Source organism: Pseudoxanthomonas daejeonensis, assembly GCF_010093205.1.
Lineage (GTDB): Bacteria > Pseudomonadota > Gammaproteobacteria > Xanthomonadales > Xanthomonadaceae > Pseudoxanthomonas > Pseudoxanthomonas daejeonensis.
Genome location: NZ_PDWN01000004.1, coordinates 159,344 through 181,904 on the forward strand (window position 1 = coordinate 159,344; position 22,561 = coordinate 181,904).

Annotated in this window: 18 protein-coding genes; 16 read left to right on the top strand and 2 right to left on the bottom strand. The window is 65.3% G+C overall.

Features of this window, described 5'->3' with window-relative positions; translation table 11 throughout:
- Positions 1-102 precede the first annotated feature (102 nt).
- The 12 genes from CSC65_RS05560 to CSC65_RS05615 all read left to right on the top strand — a co-directional run bounded on the left by CSC65_RS05560 (position 103) and on the right by CSC65_RS05615 (position 11,670).
- Positions 103-636: a ribonuclease E domain-containing protein gene (locus CSC65_RS05560; protein WP_162409502.1), complete on the top strand. Its 534-nt coding sequence runs from the start codon at positions 103-105 to the stop codon at positions 634-636.
- Positions 637-961: 325 nt separating this feature from the next.
- Positions 962-1,969, top strand: a complete 1,008-nt coding sequence (locus CSC65_RS05565) for an N-acetylornithine carbamoyltransferase (RefSeq protein ID WP_162409282.1) — start codon at positions 962-964, stop codon at positions 1,967-1,969.
- Positions 1,970-2,018: 49 nt separating this feature from the next.
- Positions 2,019-3,227 (top strand): argininosuccinate synthase, encoded by a 1,209-nt coding sequence (locus CSC65_RS05570; RefSeq protein ID WP_162409284.1) that lies wholly within the window; start codon positions 2,019-2,021, stop codon positions 3,225-3,227.
- Between the two features lie 12 nt (positions 3,228-3,239).
- Entirely contained in the window at positions 3,240-3,704 is a 465-nt protein-coding gene (locus CSC65_RS05575) for a GNAT family N-acetyltransferase (RefSeq protein WP_162409286.1), read from the top strand.
- Between the two features lies 1 nt (position 3,705).
- Positions 3,706-4,149, top strand: a complete 444-nt coding sequence (locus tag CSC65_RS05580; protein WP_162409288.1) for a GNAT family N-acetyltransferase — start codon at positions 3,706-3,708, stop codon at positions 4,147-4,149.
- A 10-nt stretch (positions 4,150-4,159) separates the two neighbouring features.
- Positions 4,160-5,260 (top strand): acetylornithine deacetylase, encoded by a 1,101-nt coding sequence (locus tag CSC65_RS05585; RefSeq protein ID WP_162409290.1) that lies wholly within the window; start codon positions 4,160-4,162, stop codon positions 5,258-5,260.
- A 52-nt stretch (positions 5,261-5,312) separates the two neighbouring features.
- Complete coding sequence (locus CSC65_RS05590; RefSeq protein ID WP_162409292.1) at positions 5,313-6,647, top strand: acetylglutamate kinase; 1,335 nt, start codon at positions 5,313-5,315, stop codon at positions 6,645-6,647.
- A gap of 9 nt (positions 6,648-6,656) precedes the next feature.
- The gene (argC, locus tag CSC65_RS05595) at positions 6,657-7,613 is read left to right on the top strand and encodes an N-acetyl-gamma-glutamyl-phosphate reductase (RefSeq protein WP_162409294.1); all 957 of its coding nucleotides are present in this window, start codon (positions 6,657-6,659) and stop codon (positions 7,611-7,613) included.
- 4 nt (positions 7,614-7,617) lie between these two features.
- Entirely contained in the window at positions 7,618-8,910 is a 1,293-nt protein-coding gene (gene argH / locus CSC65_RS05600) for an argininosuccinate lyase (protein WP_162409296.1), read from the top strand.
- 2 nt (positions 8,911-8,912) lie between these two features.
- Positions 8,913-9,188: a YciI family protein gene (locus CSC65_RS05605; RefSeq protein ID WP_162409504.1), complete on the top strand. Its 276-nt coding sequence runs from the start codon at positions 8,913-8,915 to the stop codon at positions 9,186-9,188.
- Positions 9,189-9,192: 4 nt separating this feature from the next.
- Positions 9,193-10,341 carry a glutamate 5-kinase gene (gene proB / locus CSC65_RS05610; RefSeq protein WP_162409298.1) on the top strand — a complete coding sequence of 383 codons (1,149 nt, stop codon included), beginning with the start codon at positions 9,193-9,195 and terminating at the stop codon, positions 10,339-10,341.
- 51 nt (positions 10,342-10,392) lie between these two features.
- Positions 10,393-11,670 carry a glutamate-5-semialdehyde dehydrogenase gene (locus CSC65_RS05615; protein WP_162409300.1) on the top strand — a complete coding sequence of 426 codons (1,278 nt, stop codon included), beginning with the start codon at positions 10,393-10,395 and terminating at the stop codon, positions 11,668-11,670.
- A 190-nt stretch (positions 11,671-11,860) separates the two neighbouring features.
- On the opposite strand, the gene CSC65_RS05620 is transcribed toward CSC65_RS05615, so the two are convergent.
- Entirely contained in the window at positions 11,861-13,117 is a 1,257-nt protein-coding gene (locus CSC65_RS05620) for a CynX/NimT family MFS transporter (RefSeq protein ID WP_162409302.1), read from the bottom strand.
- A gap of 286 nt (positions 13,118-13,403) precedes the next feature.
- Here CSC65_RS05620 and CSC65_RS05625 point away from each other — a divergent pair, with 286 nt between their 5' ends.
- The 4 genes from CSC65_RS05625 (at position 13,404) to CSC65_RS05640 (ending at position 21,240) form a co-directional block, all read left to right on the top strand.
- Positions 13,404-14,954, top strand: coding sequence for a tyrosine-type recombinase/integrase (locus CSC65_RS05625; protein ID WP_162409304.1), 1,551 nt, complete (start codon positions 13,404-13,406; stop codon positions 14,952-14,954).
- Positions 14,955-14,998: 44 nt separating this feature from the next.
- The gene (locus tag CSC65_RS05630; RefSeq protein WP_238390292.1) at positions 14,999-19,867 is read left to right on the top strand and encodes a DEAD/DEAH box helicase; all 4,869 of its coding nucleotides are present in this window, start codon (positions 14,999-15,001) and stop codon (positions 19,865-19,867) included.
- On the top strand, positions 19,864-20,406 hold the full coding sequence (locus CSC65_RS05635; RefSeq protein ID WP_162409306.1) for an ankyrin repeat domain-containing protein: 543 nt from the start codon (positions 19,864-19,866) through the stop codon (positions 20,404-20,406). The genes CSC65_RS05630 and CSC65_RS05635 overlap by 4 nt, the downstream gene beginning before the upstream one ends.
- Before the next feature lie 114 nt (positions 20,407-20,520).
- Positions 20,521-21,240 carry a hypothetical protein gene (locus CSC65_RS05640; RefSeq protein WP_162409307.1) on the top strand — a complete coding sequence of 240 codons (720 nt, stop codon included), beginning with the start codon at positions 20,521-20,523 and terminating at the stop codon, positions 21,238-21,240.
- On the opposite strand, the gene CSC65_RS05645 is transcribed toward CSC65_RS05640, so the two are convergent.
- A complete protein-coding gene (locus CSC65_RS05645; protein ID WP_238390293.1) occupies positions 21,237-22,553 on the bottom strand; it encodes a Y-family DNA polymerase in 1,317 nt (438 codons plus the stop codon). The genes CSC65_RS05640 and CSC65_RS05645 overlap by 4 nt on opposite strands.
- Positions 22,554-22,561 lie beyond the last annotated feature (8 nt).

Genomic DNA, 22,561 nt, shown 5'->3' on the forward strand with positions numbered 1-22,561 from the left:
GGCTTGCCAGGCGTGTCGATCCAGTGCCCGTGTGGTGCGGTTCAGCGGGCTGCAAGGCGCGCCGCCTAAACTGTGAGCCTGTTCCTGTCACCTCCGGTCCCGATGCGCCGCTTGCTCGAAGCCACACTGCTGGGCATGGCCTGCTGCGCGCTGCAGCCTGCGGCCGCCCAGGAGGCGGGCCAGGTCGATGGCCGGATCCGGGTAGTACCGGCGGAGAACGTCAAGATCGACTATGCCCAGGTTCTGCGCGTGGAGCCGGTCTACCAGACCCTGCGAGCCTCCCGCACCGAGGAACACTGCGAGCCATCGCCAGCGCCGCAGGACAAGCCCGCTGCCAAGCCGCACGAGCCCGGCGTGTTCACCCGCATGTTCGATTCGGTCAAGGGCGTGTTCTCCAGTGACGAGGCCGCCACCACGCCGGTGCCGGCCGCACCGGCTGCACCGGCCAAGCGCGAGAACTGTCGCCTGGTCCAGGTGGACCGGCAGTTCCAGCGTCCGATCGCCTACGACGTGGACTATGTCTACAAGGGCACCAAGTACCGGTCGCGCCTGGCCGAGGATCCGGGCAACCGCCTGCGCGTCCGGGTCGCAGTCACGCCCTGGGAAGCCGAAGCGCCGCCCCTGCCGCCGCCCTGACCCCGCGCGCTTGCGCCTGCCCGCGCCTGCGTGCGAACATGCGTGACCAATGAACACCGACCTTCAGCCGCACGCCGCAAGCGCCGCCCGGATGGCCTCCGGGATGACGTCGCGTGCGCGCCGACCGGAACCCCACCTTTCAGCTGGGTGACCGGAGCGTCGTGCTGTCCGTTCGGAAAACCCAGCTCTGAGGCTGGGTTTTTTCATTTCCGGCCTGGCAAAAGTTTCACCCGCAAGAGAACACCGCTCCAAGCCCGGCCTGTCCGGTAGAACCCGTCCACGCGCGACCACGGTCGCGGCCGCCACCACTGCAAGGGAACGATCGATGTCGCTCAAGCACTTCCTCAACACCCAGGACTGGAGCCGTCCCGAACTGGATGCCTTGCTGACCCAGGCTGCGCTGTTCAAGCGCAACAAGCTGGGCGGCGAGCTCAAGGGCAAGTCGATCGCACTGGTGTTCTTCAACCCGTCCATGCGCACGCGCACCAGTTTCGAGCTGGGCGCGTTCCAGCTCGGTGGCCACGCGATCGTGCTGCAGCCGGGCAAGGACGCGTGGCCGATCGAGTTCGAGCTGGGCACGGTGATGGATGGCGATACCGAGGAACACATCGCCGAAGTGGCGCGGGTGCTGGCCCGCTACGTCGACCTGATCGGCGTGCGCGCATTCCCGAAGTTCAAGGACTGGAGCTACGACCGCGAGGACCACGTGCTCAAGGCCTTCGCGAAGTACTCGACCGTGCCTGTGATCAACATGGAGACGATCACCCATCCCTGCCAGGAGCTTGCGCATGCGCTGGCGCTGCAGGAGCACTTCGGCACCCCGGACCTGCGCGGCAGGAAGTACGTGCTGACCTGGACCTACCACCCCAAGCCGTTGAACACCGCGGTGGCCAACTCGGCGCTGACCATCGCCACGCGCATGGGCATGGACGTGACCCTGCTGTGCCCGACACCGGAATACATCCTCGACGAGCGCTACATGGGCTGGGCCGAGCGCAACGTGGCCGAGAACGGCGGCTCGTTCCAGGTCAGCCACGACATCGACAGCGCCTATGCCGGCGCAGACGTGGTCTATGCCAAGAGCTGGGGTGCGCTGCCTTATTTCGGCAACTGGGAACCTGAAAAGCCGATCCGCGACCGGTTCAAGGATTTCATCGTCGACGAGCGCAAGATGGCGCTGACCAACAACGGCGTGTTCTCGCACTGCCTGCCGCTGCGCCGCAACGTCAAGGCCACCGACGCGGTGATGGATTCCGCGAACTGCATTGCCATCGACGAAGCCGAGAACCGCCTGCACGTGCAGAAGGCGGTGATGTCCGCCCTGGTGCGCTGAAGCATCCGAAGTAAACGAACTCCCACGCATTCCCCACGGAAACACCGACATGAGCACCAGCCCCAACACTTCCCGCGACATCGTCCTGGCCTTTTCCGGCGGCCTGGATACCAGCTTCTGCGTGCCCTACCTCAAGGAGCAGGGCTGGAACGTGCACACGGTGTTCGCCGACACCGGCGGCGTCGACGCCGAGGAGCGCGCCTTCATCGAAGCGCGCGCGGCCGAGCTGGGCGTGGCCAGCCACGTCACCGTCGACGGCGGCGACGCGATCTGGAACGGCTTCGTCAAGCCGTTCGTCCGCGCGGGCGAGGGTTACCAGGGGCAGTATCCGCTGCTGGTTTCCGACCGCTACCTGATCGTGGACGCGGCGCTGTCGCGCGCGACCGAGCTGGGCACCAATGCGATCGCGCACGGCTGCACCGGCATGGGCAACGACCAGGTGCGCTTCGACCTGGCGGTCAAGGCGCAGGGCGACTACCGCATCGTGGCGCCGATCCGCGAGATCCAGAAGCAGCACACCCAGACCCGCGCCTACGAGCAAAAGTACCTGGAGGAGCGCGGCTTCGAGGTGCGCGCCAAGCAGAAGCACTACACGATCAACGAGAACCTGCTGGGCGTGACCATGTCCGGCGGCGAGATCGACAAGTGGGAGGCCCCGGGCGAGGGTGCGCGTGGCTGGTGCGTGCCGCGTGCGTCGTGGCCGGCCGAGCCGCTCACGGTGACCCTGAAGTTCGTCGCCGGCGAAGCGGTCGAGCTGGACGGCAAGCCGATGGAGGGCGCGAAGATCCTGGCCAGGCTCAACACCATGTTCGCCCAGTACGGTGTCGGCCGCGGCATGTACACCGGCGACACCGTGATCGGGCTGAAAGGCCGGATCGTGTACGAAGCCCCGGGCCTGACCGCACTGCTGGCCGCGCACCGCGCGCTGGAGGAAGCGGTGCTGAGCAAGCAGCAGAACCGCTTCAAGCCGGACGTGGCACGCAAGTGGGTGGAACTGGTCTACGAAGGCTTCTACCACGACCCGCTCAAGGCCGACCTGGAAGCGTTCCTGGAGTCCTCGCAGTCGCAGGTCAACGGCGAGGTCGTGCTGGAGACCCGTGGCGGTCGCGTCGATGCGGTCGCGATCCGCTCGCCGCACATCCTCAACGCCAAGGGTGCCACCTACGCGCAGTCGGCCGACTGGGGCGTGGAGGAAGCCGAGGGCTTCATCAAGCTGTTCGGCATGAGCAGCACCCTGTGGGCCGAGGTCAACCGCTGAGGCGATGACGCGATGAGCGAGGCGACCGCCAGCTTCGAGGTGCGCAGCGCCGGCCAGGACGACCTGCCGGCGCTGGCCGCGCTGTTCGACGGCTACCGGGTGTTCTACGGGCAGCCGTCCGACCCGTTGCGCGCCGGCGCGTTCCTGCGCGAGCGGCTGGAGCGGGGCGACTCGCACCTGCTGCTGGCGGTGGATGCGCAGGGCGCGGCGCTCGGCTTCGTCCAGCTGTATCCCTCGTTCACCTCGGTGGGTACCGCACCGATCGAGATCCTCAACGACCTGTTCGTCGCCCCGGATGGTCGCGGACGCGGGGTGGCCCGCGCTTTGCTGCGCCGCGCCGGCGACGACGCGCGTTCGCGCGGTGCGGTGAAGCTGGTGCTTTCGACGGCGGTGGACAACGGTCCGGCGCAGTCGCTCTACGCAGCCGAAGGCTGGGTCCGCGACGCCGGTTTCGTCGAATTCGCCCGGAACCTCTGACATGGCAACGCTGCGCATCAGCACCGATCGCGACGAACTGGACGTGGACCTGATCCACGGCTTCCTGTCGCAGGAGGCGTACTGGAGCCGTGGCATCCCGCGCACGACCCTGGAGCGGGCGATCGCCGGTTCGCTGTGCTTCGGTGGATACCTCGAAGGCGCGGGGCAGGTGGCCTTCGCCCGGGTGACCACCGACGGTGCGACGTTCGCTTACCTGGCCGACGTGTTCGTGCTGCCGTCGCAGCGCGGGCGTGGCTTCGGCAAGCGGTTGATGGATGCGGTCATGGTCCATCCCCAGTTGCAGGGACTGCGGCGGTTCATGCTCGCCACGGGCGATGCCCATGGCCTGTACGCGCACTACGGTTTCACCGCGCCATCGCGGCCGCAGACGCTGATGGAAATCCTGCGTCCCGACATCTACCCGTCCGCCATGGCGGCCTCCTGAACCCGATCCGATGACCGACCTGCTCGCATCCACGTTGTCCCACCTTGGAAAGCTGGTGTCGTTCGACACCCGCAACCCGCCGCGCGCCATCGCCGCCGAGGGCGGCATCTTCGATTACCTGCGCGCGCAGCTGCCGGGTTTCCAGGTCGAGGTGGTCGACCATGGCGCGGGCGCGGTCAGCCTGTACGCGGTGCGTGGCACGCCGAAATACCTGTTCAACGTGCACCTGGATACGGTGCCCGACTCGCCGCACTGGAGCGCTGATCCACACCTGATGCGCCGGCTCGACGATCGCGTGGTCGGCCTGGGCGTGTGCGACATCAAGGGCGCGGCCGCCGCACTGCTGGCCGCGGCCAATGCCGGCGAGGGCGATGCCGCGTTCCTGTTCTCCTCCGACGAGGAGGCCAACGACCCGCGATGCATCGCCGCGTTCCTGGCGCGCGGCATTCCTTACGAGGCGGTGCTGGTCGCCGAGCCGACGATGGGCGAGGCGGTGCTGGCCCACCGCGGCATCTCCTCGGTACTGATGCGGTTCAAGGGTCGCGCCGGCCATGCATCCGGCCAGCAGGATGCGGCCGCCAGCGCGCTGCACCAGGCGGTGCGCTGGGGCGATCGTGCGCTCGACCACGTGCAGTCGCTGGCGCATGCGCGCTTCGGCGGGCTGACCGGCCTGCGCTTCAACATCGGCCGTATCGAAGGCGGGATCAAGGCCAACATGATCGCGCCGGAGGCCGAGCTGCGTTTCGGCTTCCGTCCGTTGCCGTCGATGGACATCGATGCGCTGCTGGAAACGTTCGCGGGCTTTGCCGAGCCGGCGGCTGCGCACTTCGAAGAGACGTTCCGCGGACCGAGCCTGCCTTCCGGCGACGTAGCGCACGCCGAGGAACGGCGCCTGGCCGCGCGCGACGTGGCCGACGCGCTGGACCTGCCGATCGGCAACGCGGTCGACTTCTGGACCGAGGCCTCGCTGTTCTCCGCGGGCGGCTACACCGCGATGGTCTACGGCCCGGGCGACATCGCCCAGGCGCATACCGCCGACGAATTCGTGACGCTGGAGCAGCTGCAGCGTTATGCCGGCTCGGTCCATCGGATCATCAACGGCACGACGTAATCCGCGTCTTTCCTCCCGCCTTTCCTACGACTTACCGGAAGACCCGACCTACGTGAACGTTCCCGCGAACCAGACCCAGACCCGCCAGACCATCGTGCGCCTGCTTTCGAGCATGGCCAGCGCGAAAGAGATCAGCCAGTACCTCAAGCGCTTCTCGCAGCTGGACGCCAAGCGCTTCGCCGTGGTCAAGGTCGGCGGCGCGGTGCTGCGCGACGACCTGGAGTCGCTGACGTCCTCGCTGACCTTCCTGCAGGAAGTCGGGCTGACTCCGATCGTCGTGCACGGCGCCGGTCCGCAGCTGGACCAGGAACTGTCGGCGGCCGGCATCGAGAAGAAGACCGTCGACGGCCTGCGGGTGACCACGCCCGAGGCGCTGGCGATCGTGCGCCGGGTGTTCCAGGCTTCGAACCTGCAGCTGGTCGAAGCACTGCAACAGGCCGGTGCGCGCGCTACTTCGATCACCGGTGGCGTGTTCGAGGCCGACTACAAGGACCGCGACACCTACGGCCTGGTGGGCGAGGTGCAGGCGGTGAACCTGGCGCCGATCGAGGCCAGCCTGCAGGCCGGGTCGATCCCGGTGATCGCCAGCCTCGGTGAAACCGCTGGCGGGCAGATCCTCAACGTCAACGCCGATTTCTCGGCCAACGAACTGGTCCAGGTGCTGCAGCCGTACAAGATCATCTTCCTGACCGGCACGGGCGGCCTGCTGGACGAGGAGGGCAAGGTGATCGATTCGATCAACCTGTCCACCGAGTACGAACACCTGATGGCGCAGCCGTGGCTGCACGGTGGCATGAAGGTCAAGATCGAGCAGATCAAGGCGTTGCTGGACACGCTGCCGCTGACCTCGTCGGTCTCGATCACCCGGCCGGCCGACCTGGCCAAGGAACTGTTCACCCACAAGGGTTCGGGGACGCTGGTCCGCCGTGGCGAGAAGGTGCTGCGCGCGACCTCGTGGGCCGAGCTGGACCGGGAGCGGATGAAGTCGCTGATCGAATCGAGCTTCGGCCGCGAGCTGCTGCCGGACTACTTCGAGCGCACCCCGCTGCTGCGTGCCTACGTTAGCGAGAACTACCGGGCGGCGGTGGTCCTGGTCGACACCGCCGAAGGGGTGTACCTGGACAAGTTCGCCGTGCTCGACGACGCGCAGGGCGAAGGCCTGGGCCGGGCGGTGTGGAACGTGATGCGCGAGGAGACGCCAAGCCTGTTCTGGCGCTCGCGGCACAACAACCAGGTCAACATCTTCTACTACGCCGAATCCGACGGCTGCATCAAGCAGGAGAAGTGGAAGGTGTTCTGGTACGGGCTCGAAGGCGACGACGGCTTCGACCGGATTGCGCGCTGCGTGGCCCATTGCGCCACCCGCCAGCCGACGCTGCGGGGCTGAGGAACGGACATGACGACCAAGAAATCCATCGGCATCGTCGGCGCGCGCGGCCACACCGGCGCCGAGCTGATCCGCCTGGTCACCGCGCATCCGCAGCTGGAACTGGCGTTCGTGTCCTCGCGCGAGCTTGCCGGCCAGCGCGTGGCCGACCACAACGACGCCTACCGCGGCGAGCTGCGCTACGAGAACATCGGCCACGATGAAGTCGCCGCCAAGGGCGCCGACGTGGTCGTGCTGGCCCTGCCCAACGGCAAGTCGGCGGAGATCGTCGCCGGCATCGACGCGGCCGCGCCGCAGACGCTGGTGGTGGACCTGTCGGCCGACCACCGCTTCGATCCGGCCTGGTACTACGGCCTGCCCGAGATCACCCGCGACCGCTATGCAGGGCAGAAGCGGATCAGCAATCCCGGCTGCTACGCCACCGCGATGCAACTGGCGATCTGGCCGATGCTCGAATACCTGGCCGGCCCGCCGCAGTGTTTCGGTGTCTCCGGCTACTCCGGTGCGGGTACCACGCCGTCGGACAAGAACAACGTCGAGCTGCTGCGCGACAACCTGATGCCGTATGCGCTGGCCGACCACATTCACGAGCGCGAGGTCTCCACGCAGCTGCGCGTGCCGGTGGAGTTCATGCCGCACGTGGCCCCGCACTTCCGCGGCATCACCCTGACCGCCAACCTGTGGCTGACCGAGCCGGTGAAGGCCGACTGGGTGCGCGCGCGCTACGAGCAGCGCTACGCCGGCGAGCCGCTGGTGGAGGTGGTCGAACAGGCGCCGTGGGTCAGCCGGATCGCCGGCCGGCACGGCGTGGAGATCGGCGGATTCACCGTGGCCCCGGGCGGCAAGCGCCTGGTGGTGGTGGCGACCCTGGACAACCTGCTCAAGGGCGCGGCCACCCAGGCCATGCAGAACATCAACATCGCGCTGGGCTTCGACGAGCTGGCTTCGATCCCGGTGAAGGAGTAACCCCGTGGCAGACCTGTTGTGGCAGAAGCCCGGCGTGGCGGTGGATGCGCAGATCCAGCGCTTCCTCGCCGGCGACGACGTGATCCTGGACCGCGAGTTCTTCCTGCATGACATCGCCGCCAGCCGCGCGCACGCCGAAGGCCTGCAGCGCATCGGCATCCTCTCGCAGGGCGAACTGGACGGCCTGGTCCGCGAGCTGGCGATCCTGGCCGACGACTTCCGTTCCGGCGCCTTCGTCCTGGACGAATCCTACGAAGACGGGCATTCGGCGATCGAGGCGCGCCTGACGCAGCGCCTCGGGGACGCCGGGCGCAAGATCCACACCGGCCGCAGCCGCAATGACCAGGTCCTGGTCGCCACGCGCCTGTGGCTGAAGGAAAAGCTGGCGCGGGTCGCGCAGCTGTCGCGCGAGATCGCCGGGGTCGCGCTGGACCGCGCGCAGGCGGAGGCATCGCTGCCGGTACCCGGCTACACCCACATCCAGCGCGCCGTGGTGTCCTCGGCCGGAATGTGGTGGGCCGGCTGGGCCGAGGCCTTCATCGACGACGCGGTGCGCGCGGCCGACACGCTGAAGCTGGTCGACGCCAATCCGCTGGGCACCGCCGCGGGCTATGGCGTCAACCTCAAGCTGGACCGGGAACACACCACCAGCGCGCTCGACTTCGCCCGCATGCAGGTCAGCCCGATCTACGCGCAGCTGTCGCGCGGCAAGTTCGAGATGGCTGCGCTGGAAGCACTCGGCAGCGCCACGCTGGACCTGCGCCGCATCGCCTGGGACCTGTCGCTGTTCACCAGCGCCGAGTTCGGCTTCGTCGCGCTGCCGGCGCAGTACACCACCGGCAGTTCGATCATGCCCAACAAGCGCAACCCGGACGTGATCGAACTGATGCGTGCCACCCACGCCAGCGTGGCCGCCGCGCGCACCGAGATCGAGCAGCTGCTGTCGCTGCCATCGGGCTACCACCGCGACCTGCAGGCATCCAAGGGTGCGATCTTCCACGGCTTCGGCCGCGGCCTGGCCGCGCTGGAGCTGCTGCCGGCCTTGCTGGCCAATCTGGAATGGCGCGAAGACAGGCTGCGCGCCGCGATCGACTCGGGCATGTACGCCACCGACGTGGCGGTGGAGGCGGCGGTGGCTGGTGTTCCATTCCGCGAGGCCTACAAGGCCGCCGCCGCATCGGCCGATTCGGCCGGGCAGGGACGCACGCCCGAAGGCAGCCTCGCGGCGCGCGTATCGCCAGGGTCGGGCGCTGACCTGCGCCTGGACGTGCTGCGCGCGCGCTGGGAGGCATTGTGAGCATCACCATCCGCTACCTCGTGGTGGCCATGCGCCGCCCGGATTTCGACGAGGCGGTCGTCGCGCCGCACCTGGCCTTCCTCGACGACCTGCGCGCGCGTGGGCAGCTGGCGATGACCGGCGGCTTCGCCGACCGCAGCGGCGGCGCCTACGTGCTTGAGAACGTCGCCGACCTCGCGCACGCACAGGCGATCGTCGCCGCCGATCCGCTGGCCACCAGCGGCAGTTCCGACATCACCGTCCACGAATGGAACACGCGCCAAGGGAGCGCAGGCTGAGCCCATGAGCGCCGATCCCGCCGTCACACAAATCGTGCAGTCGCTGCCGGCGTGGCGGCGGGCGGTACTGAAAGTGGGCAGCAGCCTGCTCGCCGCCGACGGCGGCGGACTGTCGCCACGCTTCGCGCTGGGGCTGGCCCAGTTCGTTTCGGCCAGCCAGGCGGCCGGGCGCGAGGTGGTGATCGTGTCCTCAGGCGCGGTCGCCGCCGGCCGGGCGATCCTGCCGAAGGTCGACGAGGCCGGCGCGGCGATCGCCGCGCGGCAGGCACTGGCCGCGCTCGGCCAGGCGCAGATGATCGGCCTGTGGCAGCGCTTCTTCGAGCGGCCGGTGGCGCAGGTACTGCTGACCCATGACGACCTGCGCAACCGTCGGCGCTACCTCAACGCGCGCGCCACGCTCAACGAGCTGCTGGCGCTGGGCGCGTTGCCGGTGGTCAACGAGAACGACACCGTTTCGGTGGACGAGCTCAAGCTCGGCGACAACGACAACCTGGCGGCGATCGTCGCCGCGCTGATCGACGCCGAGGTGCTGTTCATCGCCACCGATATCGACGGCCTGTACGACGCCAACCCGCGCACGAACCCGCTGGCCCGCCTGGTGCCTGAAGTGGTCGAACTGACCCCCGAAGTGTTCGCCATGGCCGGCGGCAGCGGCAGCGCGGTGGGAACCGGGGGCATGCGCACGAAGCTCGAAGCCGCGTCCAAGGCTGGCGCGGCCGGAATCGACACGGTGCTGTTCAACGGCCGCCGCTCCGAGGTGTTGCGCGGACTGGCGCACGACCGGCTTGAAGGCACCCGCATCCGCGCGGCGCGCAGCCGGATCGCGGCGCGCAAGTACTGGCTGCGGCATGCGCCGCTGGAACCTGGTGCGATCCTGGTCGACGCAGGCGCGGCGGCGGCGATCGCACAGAAGGGCGCCTCTTTGCTGCCGGGCGGGATCGCCGGGGCGGAGGGCGATTTCCGCCGCGGCGACATGGTCGAGGTGCTGTTGCGCGACGCGGGCGGCGAACAGCGCGTCGCCCGTGGCATCAGCCAGTACTCGGCGGTGGACGTGCGCCGCATCGCGCGCCGCCATTCGCGCGAGATCGAGGCGATCCTGGGCTACAACTACGGCGGCAACGTGATCCATCGCGACGACCTGGTGCTGATGTAGCAGGCGACGCGTTCGACACCCGGCAATTCGGCACCCCACACCGGAGGCGAGATGAGCGGCACGGACGGAACGGCAAGCATCAGGGAACAGGCATCGCGATGCCGCGAGGCCGCGCAGCAGCTCGCCCAACTGGACACCGCCGCCAAGGACGCACTCCTGCGGTCCATGGCCCGGGCGCTCGATGACGACGCCGACGCGATCCTGGCCGCGAACGCGCACGACCTCGACGCGGCGCGCGCCAAGGGCATCGCCGGCGCGATGCTCGACCGCCTGGCGCTCGACGGCAAGCGGCTGTCCGGGATTGCCGGCGCCTTGCGCGAAGTCGCCGCGTTGCCCGATCCGGTCGGCCAGGTGACCCGCCGCGAGACCCGCCCGAACGGCATCCAGGTCGAGCGCGTGCGCGTGCCGCTGGGCGTCATCGCGATGATCTACGAAGCGCGCCCCAACGTGACCGCCGATGCCGCGGCGCTGTGCATCAAGGCCGGCAACGGCGTGATCCTGCGCGGCGGCTCCGAAGCGATCCACTCCAACACCGCGATCGCCTCCGCCCTGCAGCGTGCCATCGGCGAAGCGGGGCTGGACCCTGCCGTGCTGACCCTGGTCACCGACCTGCGCCGCGAGACCATGCTCGAACTGTTGCAGCTGACCGACATCGTCGACCTGGCCATCCCCCGCGGCGGCGAGGGCCTGATCCGTTTCGTCGCCGAGCACGCACGCGTGCCGGTGATCAAGCACTACAAGGGCGTCTGCCACCTGTACGTGGACCGCGATGCCGACCTCGGCCTGGCCTTGCGCCTGCTGCTCGATGGCAAGGCTTCGCGGCCGGGCGTGTGCAACGCGCTGGAGACCGTGCTGGTGCACGCCGACGTGGCCGACGAGTTCCTGCCACGGGCCGCCGCGGCACTGCGCGCGCGCCAGGTCGAACTGCGGGGCGACGAGGCGACCCGCGCCCTCGTGCCCGATGCGGTGCCCGCCACGACGGACGACTATGCCGCCGAGTTCCTCGACCTGATCATCGCCGCGCGCGTGGTTGCCGACCTGGACGCGGCGATCGGCCATATCCGCCAGTACACCTCCGACCACACCGAAGTGATCGCCACGCGCGACGAGGCCGTCGCGCGCAGGTTCGTCGAGTCGCTACGCTCGGCGGTGGTGATGGTCAACGCGTCGTCGCGTTTTTCCGATGGAGGCGAGCTGGGCCTGGGCGCCGAAATCGGCATCTCGACCACGCGCCTGCATTCCTATGGCCCGATGGGGCTGGAGGCGTTGACGGTGGAGCGGTTCGTGGTGCGCGGCGAGGGCCAGGTACGCCACCCCGATCTGCTCTGACGCCGCGCCGCGCTCTGTTTGTGTAGGAGCGGGCATGACCGCGACCCGGCGTCGAGGCCATGGGAGCGTCGCCTGTGCCGACGGTGTCGGGTCGCGGTCATGCCCGCTCCCACAGGAGCCGTGACCAGCGACGTCGGCTTCTTGAAGACGGTCGCGACGTGAAGCTCCCGAAGCCGACGGCGATCCGCCCCTACCAGCGATCCTCGAGGTATCCGGGCCTGCAGGCCAGCCACGCGCCGGCCAGCATCACGCCCACGCACGCCACCAGGAACGCGAACGGCAGCGCCCAGCCATGGCTGAGTTCATGCAGCCAGCCGAACAGCAGCGGGCCCAGGCAGCTGAGCGTGTAACCGAGTCCTTGCGAGAACCCGGACAGCGCCGAGGACGCGGCCGGCGTGCGCGTGCGCAGGTTGATCAGGGTCAGCGCCAGCGGGAACGTGCTGGGCCCCAGGCCCAGCAGGGCCACCCACAGCAGCGGCGCGGACATGGGCGCCCACAGCAGGCCGGCGAATGCGGTCAGGTGGCAGATCGCGCAGAACACGGCGATGGGCAGCGGGTTGCGCATCCGCGCCGCGAGCGAGGGCATCAGCAGCGCGCCGACCAGGCCCAGCGCGGAGAACAGGGCCAGCATCGTCCCGCCGAAAACAGGACTGGCGCCCGCTTCGACCAGGAGCTTTGGCAGCCAGGTGAACATGGCGTAGGTGATCAGCGAGGTCATGCCGAACATCAGCGCCAGGCCCCAGCCCAGGCCCGTGCGCGAAACCCGGCCGCGTGCGGGCGGTGCCGCCAGTTCCGGGGCTTCGTCACCGGGGACGACGGCCCGGTCGTGGAGCCGGGCCAGTTCGCTGTCGGTCCGGCGTTCGATCCGCAGCACGCCCAGCCACGGCAGGATCGCGGCGGCGGCCAGCAGCGTCCACACGCCCATCGAGATGCGCCAGCCGGCCGCATCGGCCAGCGGCACGGCCAGCAATGCGGGCAGCATCGTGCCGAGCTGCAGCACGGTGATGTACAGGCTGCTGACCGGGCCGACCCGGTCCGGGAAGTAGCGCTTGACCAGCGGCGGCAGGATCACGTTGCCGATGCCCATGCCCAGCAACGCCACCGTGGAGGCGGCCAGCAGGCCGCCGGTGCCTCCGGTCAGCGAGCGCCAGAGCAGGCCGGCCGTGGCCAGGAGCATCGACAGGACGGCCGTGCGTTCCAGGCCCAGCCGGTGCGCCAGCCGGGGCGTGCCCACCCCGGCCACCGCGAACGCCGCGGTGGGGACCATGCCGAGCAGGCCGGCGAAGGTCGGCCCGAAGCCGAAGTCTTCGCCGAGCACGTCCAGCAGTGGCGTCAGCGAAGTGACCGCGGTGCGCAGGTTGAACGCCGACAGCAGGATGCCGGCGAGCACCAGCGCACGGCCCGCGAGGCGGGCTTGGGTGTCGTGCGAGGGCGTGTGGGAAGTCATCGGCTGCCGGGTTGCGGGCGGCGGTCCTGGCGGCTGCCGGGGCTTGCGCAGCAGGCCCTGAAAAGCAAAAACCGGCGCTGGGCCGGTCTATGCGATGCCGCTGGATCGACATTGGATCAATGGTCGGGGAGACAGGATTCGAACCTGCGACCTCTACGTCCCGAAATTAGATGACACTTCAATTGAATGGCTTGAAATAAAGGGTTTGCGCGTCTTAATTGACTCTTGGGGACAGCATTGGGGACAATATCACCTATTCCGGGCCGGGGACGAGGTGGGGACAACCATGGCGAAGAAATCCAAGGTCGAGCTGGAAAAGGGCGTGGAGCGTCGGAAGAACCACTTTCGATTTCGTCACCGCACTCAGTGGATGGAGGGCAACGAGCGCAAGTTCCATGTCCACACGCAGACCTTCGAGTTCCTGCCGGACAAGGATTGCTTGCTTCAAAACCTGCCTCCCAAGAACGGACTCTGGGAGGCCAATGCGCTCGCGGACGCCAACAATTACTCCAACAACTACTTCCATGACCTGACCCGCCAAGGCATGACTGGCCGGCGGGAGACCATGGTGGCCGGCACCTTTCGCGAATGGTTGGAGCGCTACCGCGACGAGGGCTTGAAGGGCCACGCGTACGGCCATCCCGACACGCCCGCGCCCTTTGCCTTGGAGCCGCGCGCACAAGAGGGTCGTACCCATGATATTGGACAGATCAATACGCTGCTGCGCATGGGCGGCTTTGCCGTGGACGGGGATGAAGAGGTACTGACCAACCCGCGACGCCGCGCCAATGCGTTGAAGAACCGCCCCCTCGTATCGGCCCCTGTAGGCGCCATCTTGAAGGCCGATATCCAGGCACTCACCCAGGCCAATTTCCGCACCATTTTGAACCTGTGGTCGCACGGCACCGCCAAGCCGGACACCAAGCGTCGGCTCCGCACCACGCTGCGCATGTGTTTCAAGTTCCATGCCGACTACTACGACATGAAAGCGCCAATGGATTGGCTGGCAGGGGAAATCAAGGGGACGGGCGAAAAGGGCAAGGCTCGCGCCTTGACGAGGGATGAATGGGGCAAGGTCGACAAAGCCTTGACCGCAAGCCACATGCACCCAAGCGTCGAAGCGGCGCTACGATTTATTCGGTGGACGGGCTGCCGGCGGGCCGAGGCGTTTCGCTTGCGCTGGGAGCAGGTTCGCTGGCCCACGGCTAGCCTGCGCGACATGCCCACCACGGTGGAGTTCCTGCGCACTAAGGCCGCGCGTGGCACCTACAAAGACCGCACTATCGCCATACCCGATCAAGCCGTGGACGCGCTGCGCCTAGCCGCGGGGATCGGGCCCAAGTCCCAGGATTGGCCGAAGCAGGGATGGGTCTTCCCACAGCCCAAGCCGGGGCAGAACCGATTGGCCGGACAGGATCCAGTGGCAGGACAGACGGTCTATACGGCGTTCAAACGCCTGTTTGTAGCACCAGGCGCCACGCCGCCGGCCAACGTGTCCCTGGTGGCCATGGGCGTGGCGCCGGCCTCGCCACACATCCTGCGCCACACCCGGGCCACGGAAATGTCCGTGATCATGCCGGCCACCCAGTTGATGGAGTATTTCGGCTGGGACGATCCCGAAACGATCAAGATCTACGTCAAGCTGGCCGAAGAAATGGGCCTGCTGGTGCGTGATTCGGACAACCTGTTGCGGCCTGCGGCTCAATTGCAGTCCGAGCAGAACGTCCGCGATTACGGCAAGGGCCTGTCGATCAAGCAGCAGGAAGCGCTGGTGGCCAAGATGGCCGCTGACCTGGCCGAACGCAAAGCCACATCCAAGGCGCGCAAGCGGCCCTGACGCCGCCCGGGCGCCATGCGATGATCCAGCCTTGACCGGGCGGTATGACCGCCCGACGCCAGGGAGGGTCTCGTGCTACCCCGGCACTCACCATTTTGACTTCTGGCGACAATGCGCGCCGGACGCCCCGCGACCAAGGGAAAGCCATGTCGGAAACCACCATTCACCACATCCTCGACGAACTAGCCGAGGCTGCCACCGATCACCGCGACAAGGGCGGGAAATTCGAGCGCCTGATGAAGGCGTACCTCACCACCGACCCGTTGTATGTGTCGCGGTTTTCCGATGTGTGGATGTGGAACGACTGGCCCGACCGCAAGGGCAAGGCCGACACCGGCATTGACCTGGTGGCCCAGGAGCGGGACACAGGGGCATTGGTCGCCATCCAGTGCAAGTTCTATGCGCCCACGTACACCTTGCAGAAGGGCGATATCGACAGCTTCTTTACGGCGTCGGGCAAGTCCCCGTTCGCCTCGCGCCTGATTGTCTCTACCACTGACAAGTGGTCCAAGCATGCAGAAGACGCGCTGGAAACTCAGCAGATCCCGTGCGCTCGCATGCGTGTTGCGGATCTCGACGACAGTGCCGTTGACTGGTCAAAGTTCTCGCTCGCCAAGCCCGACCACGTCGTGCTGCGCACCAAGAAGAAGCCGTTCAAGCACCAGCAGGCGGCGCTCAAAGCCGTGGCCAAGGGCTTTGCCGAGCATGAGCGCGGCAAGATGATCATGGCGTGCGGCACCGGCAAGACGTTCACCTCGCTCAAAATCATGGAGCAGGAAACGCCCAGCAATGGGCTGGTGCTGTTTCTGGTGCCCTCCATTTCATTGCTGTCCCAGACGCTCAAGGAGTGGACGGCACAGGCCACCGATGAGATCCGGGCATTCGCGGTGTGTTCGGACACCAAGGTGGGCAAGCACTCTGAGGACATCGCCGTCCACGACCTGGCGTTCCCGGCCACGACCGACGCCAAGCGTCTGGGGCAGGCGATTGCGGCGCGGCCCAAGAACGACACACGCCGCACCGTGATCTTCTCCACCTACCAGTCGATCGACGTGATTTCCCAGGCCCAGAAGAAGCACGGGCTGGGCGAGTTCGATTTGATCGTGTGCGACGAAGCGCACCGCACCACGGGCGTGACGCTGGCCGAGAACGATGAGAGTGCGTTCGTCCGCGTCCACAAACCCGAGTTCCTGGCGGCCACGCACCGGCTGTACATGACGGCGACGCCCAAGATTTATGCCGACGAGAGCAAGACCAAGGCGGACGAGGCGGGCGCGGAGATTGCCTCCATGGACAACGTGGCGCTGTTTGGGCCCGAGTTCCACCGACTGGGGTTTGGCGAAGCGGTGTCCCAAGGCTTGCTGGCCGATTACAAGGTCATGGTCCTGGCCGTGGACGAAAAGTCGGTAACCAAGACGTTCCAATCCCAGCTGGCCGACGAGAACAAGGAACTGAACCTCGACGACGTGGTGAAGATCGTGGGCTGCTGGAACGGATTGTCCAAGCGCCTGGCCACGACTGAGGGCGACAACACCGCCACGCTTGACCCGCACCCCATGCGTCGTGCCGTGGCGTTTGCCCGGGATATCAAATCCTCCAAGCACCTGGCCAATCTCTTCCCCGAGGTCATTGACCAATACATCGACGGCCAGGATGACGACCTGCTGCGCTGCGAAGCCGAGCATGTCGACGGCACGTTCAATGTCCTGCTGCGCAACCAGAAGCTGGACTGGTTGAAGGAAGAGACCGAAGGCACCACGTGCCGGATCCTGTCCAACGCCCGTTGCTTGTCCGAAGGTGTCGACGTTCCCGCCTTGGACGCCGTGCTGTTCCTCAACCCTCGCGACAGCGTGGTGGACGTGGTCCAGTCCGTGGGCCGTGTCATGCGCCGGGCCGAGGGCAAGAAGTACGGCTACATCATTCTGCCCATTGGCGTGCCTGCGGACCTCACGCCCGAAGAGGCGTTGAAAGACAACAAGAAGTACAAGGTCGTCTGGCAGGTGCTGCAGGCGTTGCGCGCGCACGACGACCGTTTCAACGCACTGATCAACAAGATTGACCTGAACAAGGATCCGGGCGCTGGCAAGATCAACGTCATCGGGGTGGGTGGGGCGAAGCCTGGCACCGAAGGCAAAGACGGCAAGGACGGCCAGACTGGCCAGCAGATTGGGTTTGCGTTTCCACACCTGCAAGAGTGGCGAGACGCCATCTTCGCCAAGATCGTCCAGAAGGTGGGAAGCCGAAAATACCTCGAACAGTGGGCGGGCAAGGTTGCCGATATCGCGCAGCGCCACATCGACCGGATCACGCTGTTGTTGGCCGACCCGGAGTCCAAGCCCAGCAAGGCATTCGCACAGTTCTTGAAGGGCCTGCACAAGAACATCAATCCGTCGATCACCAAAGAAGACGCGATCGAAATGCTGGCCCAGCACCTGATCACCAAGCCCGTATTCGAGGCCTTGTTCGAGAACTACCAGTTCTCCAAGAGCAATCCCGTCTCGGTGTCCATGGACAAGGTGTTGAAGGTCCTGGAAGCCCAGGCGCTCGACAAAGAAACCGAAAGCCTGGACAAGTTCTACAACGACGTTCGCATGCGGGTGGAGGGCGTGGACAACGCCGAGGGCAAGCAGAAGGTCATTACAGAACTGTATGACAAGTTCTTCGCCATCGCGTTCAAGAAGATGGCTGACCGGTTGGGGATCGTCTACACCCCCGTGCCGGTGGTGGACTTCATCATCAAGTCTGCCGACGAAGCACTACGTGCGGAGTTTGGCCAAGGGCTGGCCGATGAAGGCGTACATATCCTTGACCCGTTCACGGGCACGGGTACCTTCCTGGTGCGGCTCCTCCAGTCGGGCCTCATTTCGCCCGACGCAGCCAAGCGTAAGTATCAAAACGAGCTGCACGCCAACGAGATTGTGTTGCTGGCGTACTACATCGCGGCCATCAATATCGAAGAGGCTTACCACGGTTTGACGGGCGGGGATTACACGCCGTTCGATGGCATTGTCCTGACCGACACCTTCCAGCTGAGCGAAGGCGAGGGACAGTTCGAGGAAGTGTTTCCCGAGAACGACAAGCGGGCCAAGAAGCAAAAGAAGACCGAGATCCGCGTGATCATCGGAAATCCACCGTATGCCGGTGGCCAGGACAGCGCCAACGATGGCAACGCCTCGATCAAGTACGACAAGCTGGACGGCGATATTCGCTCCACCTATGCCAAGCAATCCACTGCCGTCAACAAATCCAGCTTGTACAACTCCTACATCCGTGCGTTCCGATGGGCGTCTGACCGGATCAAGGACGACGGTATTGTGTGTTTTGTATCAAACGGCTTCTTCATCGACGGAAAATCCGCCGATGGCATGCGCAAGTGCCTGGTAGATGAGTTTCAATCGATCTACGTGTTCAATTTGCGTGGCGACCAGATCAATACGTCGGGAGAAACCTCTCGTGCCGAGGGTGGCAAGATTTTTGGTTCCGGTTCCCGGTCTTCCATTGCCATCACCCTGCTGGTGAAGAACAGCAAAAAGGCCGGGAAACCAGGGCAAATCTACTACCACGACATCGGTTCCTACCTGTCACGCGAGCAGAAGCTGGATATCGTCAAGGACTTCGGTGGGATCGGGGCCGTCCCCTGGCAGACACTCACCCCAAACGACGCCAATGATTGGATCAATCAACGTGATCCAGCATTCGGAAAATTCATGGCAATTGGCGATAAGTCCAGCGCAGCGGATCCTGCGGTGTTTGATCACTACTCCCGCGGCCTGGAAACGGGTCGTGACGCATGGGTCTACAACTTCTCGCGCTCCAAAGTCGAGAAGAACATTCAGCGCATGATCGATGTTTACAACGACCAAGTTGCTCTGGTGAACAAGGGAGGCGACAGCGCGCTCGCGGAAGTTGAAAAGGACGAAGCCAAGATCAAGTGGTCCAGGAGCCTTCTTCAGTATCTCCAGCAGCGGCGGGTTGCTGAGTTCGACCTCGACGCATTGGCGCCCTCGCTCTATCGTCCGTACACCAAGCGGTGGGCTTACTTCGACGGCATGCTCAATCACTTCGTTGGGCGGCTACCAGGGATCTTCCCAGAACCTCGTCAATCCAATCGCGTGATTTGCGTGAAGGGTGTGGGGGCTAACAAGGACTTTACGTCGGTCATGACTGACGTAATTCCTGACCTGGAAATGATTTCAAAGGGGCAGACTTTCCCCCTGTACTGGTTTGAGAAGGTTGAGAAGGTTGAAGGTGCGAACAGTGAGCTTTTTGATAGTGATGTCGTCGACGGCTACCGACGTAAGCACGCCATTTCTGACGCTGCTTTGGCTCGCTTCACCAAGGCTTATGGCGCCGACGTGTCCAAGGAGGACGTGTTCTATTACGTCTACGGGATCCTTCACTCGCCTGAGTACCTAAGTCGGTTCGGTACTGACTTGAAGAAAATGCTCCCGCGTATTCCGCTGGCCCAGGACTTCTGGGCATTCGCCAAGGCAGGCCGGGCGCTGGCAGACCTGCATGTCGGCTACGAGCAGGTCGAACCGTACCCGCTGGGCCAGACCACCGGGCAGCTGGGGCTGGATCCGAAGACCGATTATCGCGTGGCGAAAATGCGCTTCGGCAAGAAGGGCAAGGAAGCCGACCGTTCTGCCATCGTGGTCAACAGCCATCTCACCTTGACTGGCATTCCCGAAGAAGCCTACGGCTACCAGGTCAACGGCAAGTCGGCGATTGAATGGCTGATGGAGTGCTACCAGGTCGATACCGACAAGCCGTCGGGGATCGTCAACGACCCCAACGACTGGTCGACCGATCCGGCCTACATCGTGGACCTGATCAAGCGGGTTGTGCAGGTATCTTTGGAGACTATGAAGGTCGTCAAAGGCTTGCCAGCGTTACAGGAACGAAAGGCATGAACAAGAAGACCGCGGCTACTAACAACGCCATCGTGGCCGATGTGGGGCAAGTAAGCCTGGGGTTCGCGCGAGAGAGGATTGAAGGCTGTATCGCCGCACTGACGCCTGACAGCGATGTCTGGTCCATCGCCCATGTGGCGGCGGCTGGTTCCATGGACGCGGCACGCCTTCTGGTGGCTGGCAACTGCAACCTCAACGCCACCAACAAGGCGGGCTGGACGTTGCTTCATATGGCTGCCAAGCGTGGCGATCTGGAACTCATTTCCTTGCTGCTGGACAGCAGTGCTGCGGTTGATCCCTTCGACAGTGAGGGCAGAACGCCCTTGGACCGCGCGGCCATCGCTGGCCACGCCGACGCTGTCACCTGCCTTATCACAGCGGGTGCGGACTACATGGAGCAGTCAGAGCAGGGCCAGCGGGCGGTCGACTGGGCGACCGGAGACGCCAAGGTGGTTCTGGCGCGCTACACGCTAGACGCCTTGGCCAAGCAAGCACGCACAGGCAAGAAGACCGCCAAAGATCGAATTGGCGATCTCTAACGCACCCGCAACCGGTCGCTCCACTTCCTCGTGTAAGAAGGCGAAAAATGCACTACGCCCCAGGAGCCTCGCAAACGCGCTCGGCTGTTCTAATCAAAGTCAACTGGGGGAACGATGGCTACAAAATCTGATGACGGGCTGGAAAAGGACGCCAAACTGATCAAGCGCGGGATTGCGCTCTACGAACACGCCTTCGCAGAGCAAGCACCTGATAAAGCGTTCCCTAACCTGATGGAATTGGTGGCGTTCTACCAAGACGAGATCGGCCGTGAAAAACACCAGCCCTTCTTCATGGCGGTGTGCGATCGGTTTGGGCCCTCCGAAGCGGTCATGGCATTCCAGGGAATGTCTGGCCTACTTCAAACACGGGAAGCCATGCTGCTCTGGAAAAGGAAGTTGATGTCTTGGATTTTCATGTCGGACCGGTCGGAAGAGTTTGATAACGACCAACTCGAGAAAATGCACGAAGCGTACTTTGAGTTGCGCAGAGCGTCCGAGGCTTGGAAGAAGCAACTGATAGTGGGCTTGGCTGGGCTGGACAGAAAGTTGGTGGAAGACCTGTGCCTGGGGGCGGACTCGGTGTTCTTCGAACACGTGGACCGCTGGGTTGTGTGGTTGGGCGCTCAGCCAGACGAGCGCTACGAACCGGCCAACCGGCAGGCAATGATCCAAGAATATATCGGATCTTCGGACGGCTTCGATATGATCCACACGACTGACAATCCAATGTTCGCCCCCTTTGTGGAGCAATATCAAACCGAGCGCGTAGGCACCGTTTGCGGCGCAATAATGAGCCAAGGGCTGACCTTCAAGTACAAAACGTTGAGGCTCTAACGCACCCGTAACAGGTCGCTCCACTTCGTCGTGTAGCTAGGCGACAAGGCCTTCAACGTGGGGCGCCACTGTGCGTCCCGACGACCCACACGCTTCTCTCCTGGGCGGGCACCGCCCACACGCCATCCGACAGAGCCTACCCCGACGGTACCGCGGCCCCACTTGGCGTTGATCTTGTCCAGCACCGCCATGGCCCGTTCGGCTTTTTCATCGGGTCCGAAGAACAGATCCGCCTGGCGATCTTCCGCCCGCACCAGATCCGTGAGGCCCACGCCACCGCGTTTGAAGGGCACGCTTCGCCCCGACCGGCTGGCCTGATCCTGGATGGATTTGGCCAGGAACCGCACAGCACGCAGGACTTCCGCCGTATCCCGCGTGGGGAAGGGGAAGGGCACCGCACGCGACGCATGGAAGGTGTCGCCTTTGAATGGATTGCCGTCCAGCCAAACCCACAGGGCACCGGCTGCCAGGCCGCGTGATCGCAATTTCTCGCACGCCACGGTGGTGAACGTCGTAAGCGCGTCCATCGGGTCCAGGACATCGCGCCCGAACGTGCGACTGATCACCAGTTGCTTGCGGTTAGGCTCTTCCAATTCCAGGTCGCCACACGGCACGCCGCGCAGCTCCGTCTGGGTGCGCGCCAGCACCACGCCATAGCGGGCGCGCACATGGTCAGCAGGTAAAGCGGCCAGGTCGGCCGCGCTCTTCACCCCTTCGGCATTCAGGCGGGCGGTGAAGCGTCGCCCGACACCCCACACGTCCTCGACTGCAAGGGCGTCGATGTTCTGTGGGGTGGCATGGAACACGGCCAACGCTCCGGCATTCGCCGCGCGCTTGGAGCGGTCCTTGGCCATCTTGTTGCCGGCCTTCGCGAGTGTGCGTGTGGCGCCTATGCCGGCACAGCAGGGAATGCCCACCCAGCGCAGGATCCGTTCGCGTGCTTCCAAGCACGTGGCGAAAGGATCTTTCAGGCCCTCGACATCGACGAAGTTTTCGTCGATGGAGTAGACCTCCACGCGTGGAAAGAGGTCGGAGAGTACCGACACAATGCGCGCACTGAGATCCCCATACAGGGCGAAGTTGGCCGACCGGACCTGAATCTTTTTGCGTATGGCGTCGGGTACCTGAAAGATCGGGGTGCCGATCTTCAAGCCAAGACCTTTCGCTAGGGGACAAAGCGATATGCAGCAGCCATCCCCATTTCCCAACACCACCGTCGGCACGCCGCGTAGCGACGGGTCAAACACCCGCTCGCAGGACACGTAAAAGTTGTTGCCGTCGATGAGCCCGAAGCGGGGAGGGAGCATGTCCATCTGCACTC